Here is a 13,668-nt window from a genome sequence, read left to right as displayed (position 1 = left end):
TTTAGGCGCCCCAGGGCAGCAGGCAGCGCACGGGCTCGAAGCATTCGGCGTAGGCCACGCCCACCCGGCGCCCGTCGTTGGCGTTCTGGTTGGTGAAATACCCGATCCAGCGCTCGCCCACGCGGCCCATCTCGGACTCGTGGGCCAGGATGGCCTGGCGCTTGATCTCGAACACGTCGGAAATGTCGCGGTAGACCGTGCCGTGGAACGGTCGGCCCGTGTCGTACCAGTTGCTGCGGAAGGTCAGATGGCGCGGCACATGACGCCCGGCCATGAGCGTGGCCCGGGCCGTGCGGCGGTGGTCGCGGTGCAGGTCGTGCTCCCAATGGCCGTAGAGGGTGTCGATGCCCCGGGCTTCCACCTCGCGCAGGATGGCGGCGCACAGGGTGTCGTCCTCGGCCAGGGCCAGGGCGGGCAGGCCGAGGCAGACCAGTTCGGCGCCGATGACGGCGGCGGCGGCCCGGCCCTCGGCCAGGGCCGTGGCCGCGTCGCGCACGGGGCGGCCCTGGGGGTCGGCGAAGGCCGAATCCGTGGCCACGAGCATGGTCACCCGGTCCCCGGCCAGGACATGGCGGGCCAGGGTGCCCCCGCAGCCCAGTTCCAGGTCGTCGAAATGCGCGCCCACGGCGAGCACGTTCATGGCAATTCCTCCCCGGCGCCCGGAGCCAGCAGCCCCCGGCCTTCCAGCACACGGGCCAACCCGGGGCGCAGGCCGGTTTCGGCGCGCCAGCCGAACAGGGCGGCGGCGGTGCGCACGTCGGCCACGCTCTCGGGGATGACCTCGGGCCGCCCCTGGTCGTGAACCGGCAGGTCCAGCCCCAGCAGGTCGAGCATGGTGTCCACCACCTCGCCCACGCTGTGGCCCCGGCCCGTGCCCGCGTTGACCACGGCCACCCCCGGCGCCGGGGCCAGGGCCGCGCGCACGATCAGTTCGGCCAGATCGTCCACGAAAATGAAGTCGCGCACCGCCGCGCGGTTGTAGACCGCCACCGCTCCCGCGCGGATCTTGTCCACCAGGTCGGCGACCAGGAAGCCCGCGGGCTGGCTGGGGCCGTAGGGATTGAAGATGCGCAGCACCGTGGCCGAGGCCAGCCCGAAGTGGCGCGTCCAGGCGCCGATGGCCTGTTCGCAGACGGACTTGGACAGGGCGTAGGGGTTGGCCGCCGTGGTCGGCTCGCTCTCGGGGATGGGAATGACCCGGGCCCGGCCGTAATTGCACGACCCGGCGAAGACGAAATGCGCGCCGTGGCGCCGGGCGTGGTCCAGGGCGTGCAGGGTGCCGGTGACGTTGACATCCATGAGCCGCCGCTGGGCCTCGTAGCTGCCGTCGGTGCGCGTCAGCCCGGCCAGATGGATCAGGGCGTCGCAGGCCGGGGCGTTCAGAAAGTCCCCCCGGTCGCGCACGTCGCCCTCGAAGACGGCGTGGTCCAGCCCCCGGGCGCGCAACACACGCAGCACGGCCCGGCCGATGAAGCCCGTGGCGCCGGTGACGAGAATGCTCATAGCCGCACCTCCGGGGCCAGGGCCACGGTGCTCCAGGGCAGCAGCGGACGCAGGGGCGCGCCGCGGCGGCTCTGGTCCGTGGAGCCGGTGATGGAGTGCCCGGGGAAATGCACGTCGAAGGACAGGGCCCGGCGGTACACGTCGTGCTGCACGGTGAAGCGTTGCAGATTCACGGTGACGAAAAAGCGGCGCTCGGCGAACAGGTCGGGCGGCAAGGTCATGACGGACTCGTAGTCCCCGGGCTCGAGGACCGGGGCGGCGGCCGGGTCGTCCAGGCGCTCGGCGCGCAACAGCGTCTCGCCGCCCTCGTCGGAGAGCAGCACGACCACGTTGGCCCCCGGGGTACGCGCCAGCACGCGGAAACGCACGCGCACCCGCACCGGCTCGGCGGAGGAAAAGGCCCTGCGCGGGGCGCCGTCGGCACCCAGCACGGCAAGTTCCAGACACTGCATGGTGATCTCCCTGTCCACCCCGCGATGCAACCGCCGGGCCAGTTCCTCGCCCGAGAGCGCGGCGGCCTCGCTGGGGTTGTGCTCCAGGTAGATGCCCACGCCCTGGTCCACGGGGCCGTCGAAGGCCACGCGCCCCGCGCGCAGCACCACGACCCGGTCGCACAGTTTGCGCACAGCGGCCATGTTGTGGCTCACGAACAGGATGGTCCGCCCGCTGCGGGCCACCCCGCCCATGCGGTCCAGACACTTGCGCTGGAAGTCCGCGTCGCCCACGGCCAGCACCTCGTCCACGAGCAGGATTTCCGGTTCCAGGTGCGCGGCCACGGCAAAGGCCAGACGCACGTACATGCCCGAGGAGTAGCGCTTGACCGGCGTGTCCACGAAACGCTCCAGCTCGGCGAAGGCCACGATGGCCTCGAAGCGCTGGGCCACCTCGCGGCGGGTCATGCCCAGGATGGCGCCATTCAGGAAGATGTTCTCGCGGCCGGTGAGGTCGGGGTGGAAGCCCGTGCCGACCTCGAGCATGCTGGCCACGCGCCCGCGCAGCAGGGCCCGGCCCTCGGTGGGCGTGGTGATGCGCGTCAAAATCTTGAGCAGGGTGGACTTGCCCGAGCCGTTCTTGCCGATGATGCCCACGATCTGCCCGGCGGGCACCTGGAAGCCCACGTCGCGCAGGGCCCAGAAATGGTCCTCGGCGGTGCGCGTGCCGTCGGGCAAGATGGTTTCGGGCCGCGCGCCCCGGGCCAGCCAGGGCCAGCGCCGCCCCAGGCCGCGCCACAGGCGCGCCGGGCCGATGCCGCCCAGTTCGTAGCGCTTGGAAATCCCGCGCACGTCGATGGCCGTTGCGCCGAGGTCCATGCCCGCCCCTACACCGTGTCCATGAAGTTCTTCTCCACCCGTGAAAACACCGCGAGGCCCAGCAGCAAAACGCCCAGGCAGGCGGCACCGGCCACGGCCAGGGCCGGGCCCGGGGCCAGCCCCTGGCCCAGGAACCCGTAGCGCAGGGCCTCGAGGATGGCGGCCATGGGGTTGGCCAGGGCCAGGGCGCGGTACGCCTCGGGCACCAGGGACAGGGGATAGATCACCGGGCTGGCGAACAGCAGCAACTGCACGCCGAAGCCGACCACGAAGCCCAGGTCGCGGTAGCGCACCGTGAGCGCGGCCACCAGCAGCCCCAGGCCCAGGGCCAGGGCGGCCATGAGCGCCAGCAGCACCGGGGTCAGCAGCGCCCAGAGATTCGGCGCCGCCGGGGCGCCCGCCCACAGGAACCAGCCCAGCAGGGCCAGGAAGATGGCGAACTGCACGGCGAAGGTCACCGCGCCGGTAAGCACCACGGCCAGGGGCACGGCCAGTCGCGGAAAGTAGACCTTGCCGAAAAGGTTGGCGTTGGCCCGCAGGCACGAGGACACCGAGGTCAGGCCGTCGGCGAAGAAGCGCCAGGCCACGACCCCGCACAGGTAGAACAGCACCTGGGGCAGCCCGTCGGTGGGCAGCCGGGCCACCTGCCCGAAAACCACGGTGAAGACCAGGGTGGTCAGCAACGGCTGGAGCACGAACCACAGCGGCCCCAGGGCGGTCTGCTTGTACTGCGCAAGGACGTTGCGGCGCACGAAAAGCGCCACGAGATCGCGCGCGGCCCACAGCTCGCGCAGGTCGAGGTCCAGCCAGCCCGAGCGGGGCTCGATGACGCGGGTGGGGTATGCGCTTCCGGGTCCGTCCATTCCTCGCCGTGTCCTTCCTGGATGTCCCGCCCGGGGCGGGCCGACGGCCGTCCTGGCCGCCTGGGGCATGATAGCAGGTGCCGCAGGTGCCCGGAATACAAAATTTCGGCACCCCGGTGCCCCCCGGGGGCAGGAGGAAAACTCCGCCCCCCCGGAGGGCACGGTGGCTTCAAGCAAGAACCATGCCCCCCTGCCAGGCAGTGTTCGCCCCTATGGCGGCCCGCGGCGCCAGGACAAACCTCCCGGCCCCGCTCCCGCGCCCGGGCCCGCCGGGCAACAAAAAACCCGGCCGAAGCCGGGTTTCCTGTCGCCGCGCCGTCCGGGCCTAGGCCCGGATGATGGTCTGTCTGCGGTCGGGCCCCACGGAAACCAGGGAGCAGCGCACGCCGAGCACGGCCTCGATGCGCCGCACGTAGCGGCGGCAGTTTTCCGGCAGGTCGGCGAAGGTGCGGCAGGCGCTGATGTCCTCGCTCCAGCCGGGCACGGTCTCGTAGACCGGCTCCACCAGGGCCATGGAGTTCTCCTCCAGGGGCGGATAGTCGCGCAGTTCGCCCTTGTAGCGGTAGGCCGTGCAGAGCTTGAGCTCATCCAGGCCGCCCAGCACGTCGAGCTTGGTCAGGGCGATGTCCGTGGGGCCGTTCAGGCGCACGGACTCGCGCAGCAGGGTCAGGTCCAGCCAGCCGCAACGGCGCTTGCGCCCGGTTGTGGCGCCGAACTCGGCGCCCACGCGCTGCATGTGCTGCCCGGCGGCGTCGTCCAGCTCGGTGGGGAAGGGCCCGGAGCCCACGCGGGTGGTGTAGGCCTTGACCACGGCCACCACGCGGGTCAGGGCGCCGGGGCCGCAGCCGCTGCCCGCCGCCGCGTTGCCCGACACGGTGTTGGAGGAGGTCACGAAGGGGTAGGTGCCGTGGTCGATGTCCAGGTGCGTGCCCTGGGCGCCCTCGAAAAGCACGTTGCGCCCGGCGGCCGTGGCTTCGCCGATGATCCCGGCCACGTCGCCCACATACGGCGCCATGCGCCCGGCCACGGGCAGCACCTCGCGGAACACGGCCTCGGCGTCCAGGGCGGGCTGGCCGTAGAGCCCGGCCAGCAGGGCGTTCTTCTCCACCAGGGCCCGGGCGATCTTGGCCCGCAGCAGCTCCGGGTCGGCCAGGTCCGCGGCGCGGATGCCGATGCGGGCCATCTTGTCCTCGTAGCAGGGGCCGATGCCGCGCCCGGTGGTGCCGATCTTGTCGCCGCTGGCCTTGTAGGTCTCGCGGGCCGTGTCCAGCAGGCGGTGGTAGGGCATGATGACGTGGGTCTTGGCGCTGACGACAAGCCGCCCCGGGCTCACGTCCACGCCCCGGGCCGCCAGCTTGTCCACCTCCTGAAGGAAGACCGCCGGATCCAGAACCACGCCGTTGCCCACCAGGCAGCGCTTGGAGCCGTGCAGGATGCCCGAGGGGATCAGGTGCAGGATGACCTGCTCACCGTCCACGACGAGGGTATGCCCGGCGTTGTTCCCGCCCTGGAAACGGACAATGATCTCGGCCTCTTCGGTGAGAAGATCCACGATCTTGCCCTTGCCCTCGTCGCCCCACTGGGCGCCCATGACCACGGTGTTTGACATTTCGCTCTCCTTCTGTCAGAACCTCTTTCCCCGTTTGCCGCCGCCCGCGCAGAGCGCGGCAAAAGGCATCCTTGTCTAAATAACGCTTCCGGCAAAGTCAACAGTCTTTCATCACTGTCAAAAGACCGTGCCGGACCCGAGTGGCAAGCATCTTGCTTCGCCGCCGTCCAAGACGATCATGCAAGTCAATATACCAACACGCCCCCGGGCCGGAGAGCTGGTGCTCCTGGCCATGGCGCTGCTGCTGCTGATGGAGCTGGTCTACGCCATGCATTGGAGCGAGACCGGCTACCGGCCGCACGCGGTGCTGCGCGTGGCCGTACCCGGCCACGAATGGATGCAGGGCGCCCCCGCCCACCTGGGCCGGGGCTTCGAGCAGGAGCTGCTCGACGCCTACTGCCGCGAAAACGGCCTGGCCTGGAAGCGCCTGACCCCCAAATCCTGGAACGAGGCCTGGGCCATGCTGGAGCGCGGCGAGGCCGACGTGGTCATCGCCCTGGGTTCCACCCCGCCCAAGGCCCTGGCGGCCAGCGTGGCCGCCGGCCCGGCCTACGCCAGCTTCAAGCCCGTCATCGTGCACAACGACCGCCGCTTCGGCGTGCGCACCGACTGCGAGCTGTGCGAGCAGCCCATCCTGGTCAGCGCCAACGCCGACCTGCGCGCGGCCCTGCGCGACCAGGGCAAGGCCCTGGACTGCGCGCCCAGCGCCGTGGTCGGCGACGGGCTGGACATCGTGCCCCTGCTGGACACCCTGGACGGCAACGAGGCCCGCTTCGCCCTGGTGGACGAAGGCCGCTTCCGGATGTGGCAGCCCTTCTACCACCGCATCCGTACCTCGCGGACCCTGCCCGCGTCCATCGCCTACCGCTGGTACTGGGACGCCCGGGAGCGGCCCGTGGCCGAGTCGCTGGCGGCCTTCTGGGAGCGCATGGACAAGAGCCCGGCCCTGGCCGACCTCTACGACAAGTATTTCGGCTTTTTGCCCGAAGAGGCCGACCCCTTCGAGCTGGCGCACCTGCTGCGCACCGTGGGCACCCGCCTGCCGCGCTACGGCGCGACCATCGCCCGGGCCGCCGCCGAAAACGGCATCGACCCCCTGCTGCTGGTGGCCGTGCTCTACCAGGAGTCGCGCTTCGACCCCGGAGCGGTGTCCAAAACCGGGGTGCGCGGGATGATGCAGCTCACCGCCGACACCGCCCGGCTGCTGGGCGTGGACCGCAACGACCCGCGCCAGAGCATCCTGGGCGGCGCGCGCTACCTGCGCATGCTCCACGACGCCCAGGACGACCCCGGCCTGGACGACGACACCCGTTGGCTCTTCGCCCTGGCGGCCTACAACCAGGGCCCCGGGCACCTGAACGACGCCGTGGCCCTGGCCCGGCGCCTGGGCGGCGCGGGCACCTCGTGGCGCGAGCTCAAGGACGCCTTCCCCAAGCTGGCCTGGGAGCGCTGGTACAAGGACGCCAGGCACGGCTACACGCGCGGCTTCGAGGCCGTGGCCTTCGTGGAGAACATCCGCTACTACCACTACATCCTGCACGGCCTGCGCGAGCTGGACCGCCCCGAGGCCCAGATGCTCGCGGCGGTGTACGACGGCCCCGAGGGCGAAACGGCCAGGGCCCGGCTGGCGGCGGCTCCCGCGGCCGCTCCCGGCCCCGCCGGGCCGGACGTGGCCACCGTCCGGTAGCCCCGCGCCCCGCCGCAAAACGCCGACGGCCCCTTTTCCTTGCGGGAAGGGGCCGTCGGCGTTTTGCGGCATGGCCGCCGGGGCTAGTCGTCGTTTTCCGGGGCTCCCGGGTCCCGGAAGGGCAGGATGCGCGCCGTCCTGGCGGGCGGCGGCTCCTTGCGCGGCATGGGCGGGCGCGAGACCAGCTCCGGGCCGTGCGGGGAAAGCCCCGGGGCGCCCAGGCCCTCGGACGACTGCTTCCAGTGGAAATTGAACAACTGGTTCTTCCAGCGCATGGCCTGGATCATGCCGAAGACCAGGGCCGCCTCCTCCCACCTGCGGGTGGGTTCGAAATGCTCCACCCGGGCCGCGTACTTCTCCCACAGCGAGGCCAGCGACGCCTCGTCGTAGCCCATGAGCTGGCGGGCCAGTTTCTCCAGAGCCTTTTCCACGTGGATCTCCTTGTTGCGGACCGGGGCGGCGCGACGGCGACCGGCCCGCGCGCCGGGCCCTTCATTGCCCAGCGGGCCCCGCTATGCTATCAGCACTTCCTCAGCACGTAAATCGAGGAGAACAGCCATGAGCGACCTGAAGGCCATGTACCGCACCATCCAGGGCGACCCCTTTCCCGACGACCTGACCCTGCGCCTGGGCGACCAGGAACTGGTCCTGCGCAAGCGGGGCTGGACCATCGACGGCGAGCGGCGCGGCCTGCGCTACGGCGAGAACCCCGACCAGCCCGCCGCGCTCTTCGAGCTGGTGGGCGGCGGCCTGACCCTGGACGGCGTGACCTTCCGCGGCCCGGGGCAGGGGCTCGTCAGCGCCCTGACCGAGGAGCACATGCTCCAGGCGGGCAAGCACCCCGGCAAGATCAACCTCACCGACGTGGATAACGGGCTGAACATCCTGCAATACCTGACGGCCAAGCCCGCCGCCGTGATCCTCAAGCACAACAACCCCAGCGGCGCCGCCTGGACCGACGAGGGCCTGGCCACGGCCCTGGAGCGCGCCTTCCTTGCCGACCGCATCGCGGCCTTCGGCGGCACGGTGGTGGTCAACCGGCCCCTGGACGAGGCCGCCGCCGCCCTGATCAACAGCTCCTATTTCGAGGTCGTCGCCGCGCCGGACTTCAGCGAGGCGGCGCTCACCCTGCTGCGCCAGCGCAAGAACCTGCGCATCCTGCGCATCCCGGGGCTGGCGGACCTGGGCACCCTGGCGGGCCAGCCCTTCCTGGACATCAAGAGCCTCGCCGACGGCGGGCTGGTGCTGCAATTCTCCTTCCGCAACCGTATCCTGTCCGCCGCCGACTTTCTGCCCGCCAGCGCGGAAAAGGACGGCTCGGTCTACACCGCCCGCAAGCCCACCGCCCAGGAGGCCGACGACCTGCTCTTCGCCTGGGCCGTGGAGGCCGGGGTGACCTCCAACTCCGTGATCTTCGTCCGCGACGGCGCCACCGTGGCCATCGGCACCGGCGAGCAGGACCGCGTGGGCTGCGTGGAACTGACCATCCACAAGGCCTACACCAAATACGCCGACCTGCTGGCCTCCCAAGAGCAAGGCATGAGCCTGTACGAGCTGAAGCTCAAGGCCGGAAGCGACCCGGCCCTGGCCGCCAAGCTGGAGGACATCCAGGCGCGCACCCGTGCGGCGCGCGGCGGGCTGCCCGGCAGCGTGCTGGTTTCCGACGGTTTCTTCCCCTTCCGCGACGGGGTGGACGTGGCCCTGGAGCAGGGCGTCACGGCCATCGCCCAGCCCGGCGGCTCCATCCGCGACTGGGAGATCATCCAGGCCGTGAACCAGGCCGCGCCCCAGGTGGCCATGGTCTTCACGGGCCAGCGTTCGTTCAGGCACTAGGCGGCGCGCGCCGCCCCCGCCGGGCGGCGCCAGCGGCCACAACCCGGCAGGAGCGGCCATGACCCCTGGCCCCCCCGGCCCGGCGGGCGAGCCCGCCCCGGGCCCGCGCTTCGAGTTCGGCGCCAACTGGCGCTCCTTCTCCCGCCAGAGCCTGGACCCCCGGGCCCTGGAGGCGGCGCGTCTGTCCCTCGCGGCCCTGCTGGGCCCCGGGCGCATCCGGGGCGCGCGCTTCGTGGACGTGGGCTGCGGATCGGGGCTGTTTTCCCTGGCCGCCGCCGGGCTGGGCGCCGCCGAAGTGCTGGGCTTCGACCTCGACCCCGAAGCCGTGCGCACCAGCCGGGACAACCTGGAACGCCTGCTGCCCGGGCACGCCGGGCGCGTGCGCTTCGTGCGCGGCTCCATCCTCGACCCGGCCTTCACCGCCGCGCTCGCTCCCGCCGGGGTGGTCTACGCCTGGGGCTCGCTGCACCACACCGGGGCCATGTGGCGCGCGGTGGAGGCCGCGGCGGGCCTGACGGCGCCGGGCGGCGTGCTGGCCCTGGCCCTGTATGCCCGGCACTGGACCAGCCCGCTGTGGCAGGGCGTCAAACGGCTGTACAACGCCCTGCCCGGCCCGGGGCGCCGGGCCATGGAATGGACCCTGACCCCGCCGCTGCTGCTGGGCGCCTGGGCGACCACGGGCCGCTGGCCTCTGGCCCGGGCCAACCGCGACCGGGGCATGGATTTCCGGCACGATCTGATTGACTGGATCGGGGGCTACCCCTACGAATACGCCTCCCCGGAGGAGGTGGCGGCCCGGGCCGCGCGCCTGGGCCTGCGGCCCCTGGCCCAACGGCCCCAGCGCGGCTGGACGGGCTGCGCCGAATACGTTTTCCTGCGCCCCGGCCCCTGAGCCGGGCAGTGCGCCAGCAAGGCCCCGCGCGGGGCCATTGGAGCGGATACAGACGATGAGTTCCCTTGTGCGCTATCCCGGCCCCGGCTGCGTGGTCGAATTCCTGCACGGCAACAGGACCAACGTGGCCTGGGTGCTGGCAGAGCAGTCCGGGCGCTACCGCCTGCTGCTGGCCAACCGCCGCGAGACCAAGCTGCCCGCCGCGCGCGTCCTGCCCTGGGCCGGGCCGGTCTACTCCGGCGAGCACAGCCGCGAGGAGATCGTGGACATCCTGACCCGCCACGACCAGGAGCGCGAGGCCCTGGCCGCGGGCGTGGACCCCGCCGAGCTGTGGGAGCTGGCCCAGGGCGACGTGCCCCGGGCCTCGGCCCAGTGGTTCGCCTCCCTGCTGTGGGACGACCCCGGGCCGGACCGCGTGGCCGCCGTGGGCCGCCGGATGCTGGAGCAGAAATCGCATTTCAAGTTCCAGCCGCCGGATTTCGACATCCACCCCCGCGACAAGGTCGAGGCGCGCACCGCCGAACTGGAGGCCCAGCAGCGCCGCGAGCGCGTGGTCGGCGCCGGGCAGAGCCTGTTCCGCGAATTGTGGGACTGCCACGTCAAGGGCCGCCCGGCCCCCGTGTTCCCCGACGGGCCCGACGCAACGGGAGCCCCGGGCGCGCAAGACCAAAACGACCCGGAAAGCGAAGACGGCGACACGGCCCAGGCCCTGCGTGCGGTGCTCCTGGCGGCCATGGCCGAGGAGACCGGCACCCCCGAGGCCGCCATCTGGGCCACCCTCAAGAAGGGCCTGCCCGAGGACCCGCACCTGCCCCTGCTGCTGGCCCAGACCTGGGGCGTGGTGCCCGAGCATTTCAACGCCCAGCTCCTGGCCGAAGGCTACGCCTGGGGCGACGCCTGGAGCGACGCCTTCGCCGACGACATCGCCGCCGCGCGCCAGCGGCTGGCGGCCCTGGCCCGCGAGCCCGAGCCCGAGCCCTACGTCAGCGTGGACTCGGCGACCACCCGCGACATCGACGACGCCTTTTTCGTCACCCGCACCCCGGGCGGGGGCTACCGCCTGCGTCTGGCCCTGGCCTGCCCGGCCCTGACCTGGGACTTCGGCTCGCCCCTGGACCGCGCCGTGCGCGAGCGCGCAAGCTCCCTCTACCTGCCCGAGGGTACGAGCCACATGCTGCCCGAGGCCTACGGCCTGGGGCTCTACAGCCTGGACCGGGGCCAGCCGCGCCCGGCCCTGGTCATGGACTGCGCCCTGGACGCCGAGGGCGCCCTCACGGCCATGCAGCCGCGCCTGACCTGGGTCCGCGTGGCCGAGAACACGACCTACGAGGCTCTGGAGGCCGCCCTGGCCGACGCCGGGCCCGACTCCCAGCCCGCCCTGGCCGTGGAGCTGGGCCTCAAGCTGCGCGCCCGGCGCATCCTGGGCGGCGCCGTGGTGGTGGACCGGCCCGACCCGAGCATCACCCTCACGGGCCAGGGCGCCCAGACGCGGGTGGACATCGGCCTGCGCCCGGCCTGCCCCGGGGCCCAGACCGCCGTCAGCGAATTCATGATCCTGGCCAACTCCGCCGCCGGGGACTGGGGCCGCGAGCACGGCGTGGCGCTCATCCACCGCACCCAGGACATCACCCTGCCCGGCGACGCCGCCGGAGTCTGGACCAGCCCCGAGGACGCCCACCGCGTGGTGCGGCTCATGGCGCCCACCTGCCAGGAGCTGACCCCGCGCCGCCACGCGACCATCGGCGCCGAGGCCTACGCGCCCCTGACCTCGCCCCTGCGCCGCTATGCGGACCTGGCGAACATGGCCCAGATGATCCACGTGCTCGAACACGGCGCCCCGCTGTGGGAGGCCGAGGAACTGGGGCGCATGCTGCCGCACCTCACGGCGCGCACCGAGGCCGCCGGGCGCATCCAGCGCTTCCGCCCGCGCTACTGGAAGCTCGTGTACTTCCGCCAGAACCGCAAGGAACAGTTCGAGGCCGTGGCCGTGGAGGACGGGCAGCTCGTGACCCTGGCCCTGCCGCGCGAGCAGATGTACGTGCGCGTCCCGCGCCAGATGCTCGGCGACAAGATTTACCCCGGCCAGCGCTTCCTCATCCGCCTGCACAAGGTCAACCCGCTGACCAACGAACTGCGCGTGGCCGAGGCCTGGGAGCAGTAGCCCGGGCGGGCGGGCTGCCGGGGAAACCCTTTTCCCGGGCCGCGCAAAACGGTGGAGCCACGGCGCAAAAACATCCGGGCCCGGCGCGTCAGTTTCGCTGCGCGTCGGGCCCGGATATCTTGAACACCTTCGGCGGGCCGTCATCCCGGGCGGCCAGCTAAAGGGAAACGGCGTCGCCCGGCTCGGGCAAAAAAGCCTCCACATCCGCCGCATCGCGCAGCAGGGCTTCCAACTCGCGGCGCCGCTCGCGGCGCACGTCGCGGTTCACGTGCACCAGCCACAGCCGCCGGGCCCGGGCGCGGCGGGTGAAGTCGATGGCTCCCGCCACAGTGCCGTGGCCGGGGGTTTCGGCGTCCAGGGCATAGGCCTCGTGGGCCACCAGATCCGCCTCGCGGGCCAGGGCCAGGGTGCCCGCCGTGGGCTTGCCGTCGCCGGAGTAGAACACCGCCGCCCCCTCGGCCTGAACGCGCACGGCCAGGCACGGCGCGCCGTGGTCCGCCAGGGCGCAGGCCCAGGCGAACCCGGCGGCCTCCACCGTCCGGCCCTCCTCCATCTCGTGGACCTCCAGCCCGAAGCGCAGCCGGGCCCGGAACCCGGGGTAGGCCATGTCCATGGCCCGCACGGCCAGCTCGCCCACGCCCCGAGGCCCCAGCAGGGCCAGCGGCGCCGTGCGGCCCTGCTCCCAAAAGCGCAGCAGCAACAGCGGCAGGCCCAGAAAATGGTCGCCGTGGAAGTGCGAGATCCACACCGCGTCCAGCCGCAGGGGCGCGCCCGCGCAGGCCCAGAAGGCATGGGCGGCGGTGAAGCCGCAGTCCAGGAGCGCCGAGCGCTCCCCGGCCTCCAGCAGCAGGCAGGTGTTGGGCAGGGTTTCGTCGAAGGCCTCGCCAACGCCCGGAAAGGTCACGCGCATGGCCGCCCCTAGTCGAAGATGACTGTCTTGTTGCCGTTCAGCAGGATGCGGTCCTCCAGGTGCCAGCGCACGGCCCGGGCCAGAATCTGGCGTTCCAGGTCGCGGCCCAGGTCCTTGAGGGCCCCGATGTCGTGGCGGTGGGTCACGCGGGCCACGTCCTGCTCGATGATCGGCCCGGCGTCCAGTTCCTCGATGACGTAGTGCGCCGTGGCGCCGATGAGCTTCACGCCCTTGTCGTAGGCCTTCTGGTAGGGGTTGGCGCCCACGAAGGCGGGCAGGAAGGAATGATGGATGTTGATGATGCGCAGGGGAAAGCGGGACACGAAGGCCCCGGAAAGAATCTGCATGTAGCGCGCAAGGACGACGAGGTCCACGCCCTCGGTCAGTTCCAGCAGGCGCTCCTCGGCCCGGGCCTTGCCCTCGGGACCCGGCGCCACGGGCACGTGGTGGAAGGGAATGCCGAAGCCCTCGACCACCGGGCGCAGCTCGTCGTGGTTGCTGGCCACCAGGGCGATGTCCGTGGGCAGCTTGCCGCGCCGCCACAGCCACAAGAGCTCCAGCAGGCAGTGGTCCAGCCGCGAGACGAGAATGGCCGTGCGCTTGACCCGGGCGGCGTAGCTGATGTGCCAGCGCATGTCGAACCGCGCGGCCACGGTTTCGGCGAAGGCCTTTTCCAGCGCCGGGCCGGACACGTCCATGTGCGGGGTGTGAAACTCCAGGCGCGAGAGGAACGTGCCGCCCTCGGGGTCGGTGGAATACTGGTCCAGGGTGGTGATGTTCACCGCGTGGGAGTAGAGAAAGTTGCTCACCGCCGCGACGATGCCGGGGCGGTCCGGGCAGGAGATGAGCAGCCGGGCGATGCTGTCGGTGTTGGGCATGGGCGTCCTTGCTGGCCGCGCG

12 protein-coding genes are annotated in these 13,668 nt (G+C 71.9%); 4 read left to right on the top strand and 8 right to left on the bottom strand.

Features of this window, described 5'->3' with window-relative positions:
• Position 1: 1 nt before the first annotated feature.
• The 5 genes from ACZ5KV_RS08790 to ACZ5KV_RS08770 form a co-directional block, all read right to left on the bottom strand.
• The gene (locus ACZ5KV_RS08790) at positions 2 to 640 is read right to left on the bottom strand and encodes a PIG-L deacetylase family protein (protein ID WP_464238929.1); all 639 of its coding nucleotides are present in this window, start codon (positions 638 to 640) and stop codon (positions 2 to 4) included.
• Positions 637 to 1,503 carry an NAD-dependent epimerase/dehydratase family protein gene (locus ACZ5KV_RS08785; RefSeq protein ID WP_464238928.1) on the bottom strand — a complete coding sequence of 289 codons (867 nt, stop codon included), beginning with the start codon at positions 1,501 to 1,503 and terminating at the stop codon, positions 637 to 639. The genes ACZ5KV_RS08790 and ACZ5KV_RS08785 overlap by 4 nt, the downstream gene beginning before the upstream one ends.
• Entirely contained in the window at positions 1,500 to 2,813 is a 1,314-nt protein-coding gene (locus tag ACZ5KV_RS08780; RefSeq protein ID WP_464238927.1) for an ABC transporter ATP-binding protein, read from the bottom strand. The genes ACZ5KV_RS08785 and ACZ5KV_RS08780 overlap by 4 nt, the downstream gene beginning before the upstream one ends.
• Positions 2,814 to 2,821: 8 nt before the next feature.
• Positions 2,822 to 3,676 carry an ABC transporter permease gene (locus ACZ5KV_RS08775; RefSeq protein ID WP_464238926.1) on the bottom strand — a complete coding sequence of 285 codons (855 nt, stop codon included), beginning with the start codon at positions 3,674 to 3,676 and terminating at the stop codon, positions 2,822 to 2,824.
• Positions 3,677 to 4,001: 325 nt separating this feature from the next.
• The gene (locus ACZ5KV_RS08770) at positions 4,002 to 5,285 is read right to left on the bottom strand and encodes an adenylosuccinate synthase (RefSeq protein ID WP_464238925.1); all 1,284 of its coding nucleotides are present in this window, start codon (positions 5,283 to 5,285) and stop codon (positions 4,002 to 4,004) included.
• A gap of 178 nt (positions 5,286 to 5,463) precedes the next feature.
• On the opposite strand from ACZ5KV_RS08770, the gene ACZ5KV_RS08765 reads away from it, so the two are divergent.
• Positions 5,464 to 6,972, top strand: a complete 1,509-nt coding sequence (locus tag ACZ5KV_RS08765; protein ID WP_464238924.1) for an MltF family protein — start codon at positions 5,464 to 5,466, stop codon at positions 6,970 to 6,972.
• A gap of 83 nt (positions 6,973 to 7,055) precedes the next feature.
• On the opposite strand, the gene ACZ5KV_RS08760 is transcribed toward ACZ5KV_RS08765, so the two are convergent.
• A complete protein-coding gene (locus ACZ5KV_RS08760; protein ID WP_464238923.1) occupies positions 7,056 to 7,403 on the bottom strand; it encodes a hypothetical protein in 348 nt (115 codons plus the stop codon).
• Positions 7,404 to 7,530: 127 nt separating this feature from the next.
• Here ACZ5KV_RS08760 and ACZ5KV_RS08755 point away from each other — a divergent pair, with 127 nt between their 5' ends.
• The 3 genes from ACZ5KV_RS08755 to ACZ5KV_RS08745 are packed head-to-tail and all read left to right on the top strand — an operon-like array spanning position 7,531 to position 11,858.
• Positions 7,531 to 8,805 (top strand): IMP cyclohydrolase, encoded by a 1,275-nt coding sequence (locus tag ACZ5KV_RS08755; RefSeq protein WP_464238922.1) that lies wholly within the window; start codon positions 7,531 to 7,533, stop codon positions 8,803 to 8,805.
• A gap of 58 nt (positions 8,806 to 8,863) precedes the next feature.
• On the top strand, positions 8,864 to 9,697 hold the full coding sequence (locus tag ACZ5KV_RS08750; protein WP_464238921.1) for a class I SAM-dependent methyltransferase: 834 nt from the start codon (positions 8,864 to 8,866) through the stop codon (positions 9,695 to 9,697).
• Positions 9,698 to 9,752: 55 nt separating this feature from the next.
• The gene (locus ACZ5KV_RS08745) at positions 9,753 to 11,858 is read left to right on the top strand and encodes a ribonuclease catalytic domain-containing protein (protein WP_464238920.1); all 2,106 of its coding nucleotides are present in this window, start codon (positions 9,753 to 9,755) and stop codon (positions 11,856 to 11,858) included.
• Between the two features lie 157 nt (positions 11,859 to 12,015).
• On the opposite strand, the gene ACZ5KV_RS08740 is transcribed toward ACZ5KV_RS08745, so the two are convergent.
• Positions 12,016 to 12,768 (bottom strand): MBL fold metallo-hydrolase, encoded by a 753-nt coding sequence (locus ACZ5KV_RS08740; RefSeq protein WP_464238919.1) that lies wholly within the window; start codon positions 12,766 to 12,768, stop codon positions 12,016 to 12,018.
• A gap of 8 nt (positions 12,769 to 12,776) precedes the next feature.
• Complete coding sequence (gene purU / locus ACZ5KV_RS08735) at positions 12,777 to 13,646, bottom strand: formyltetrahydrofolate deformylase (RefSeq protein WP_464238918.1); 870 nt, start codon at positions 13,644 to 13,646, stop codon at positions 12,777 to 12,779.
• Positions 13,647 to 13,668 lie beyond the last annotated feature (22 nt).

The sequence above is a fragment of the Desulfocurvus thunnarius genome (assembly GCF_055390965.1).
The sequence above is the reverse complement of the archived record's forward strand: the minus strand, read 5'-3'. Positions and strand labels throughout refer to the sequence as shown.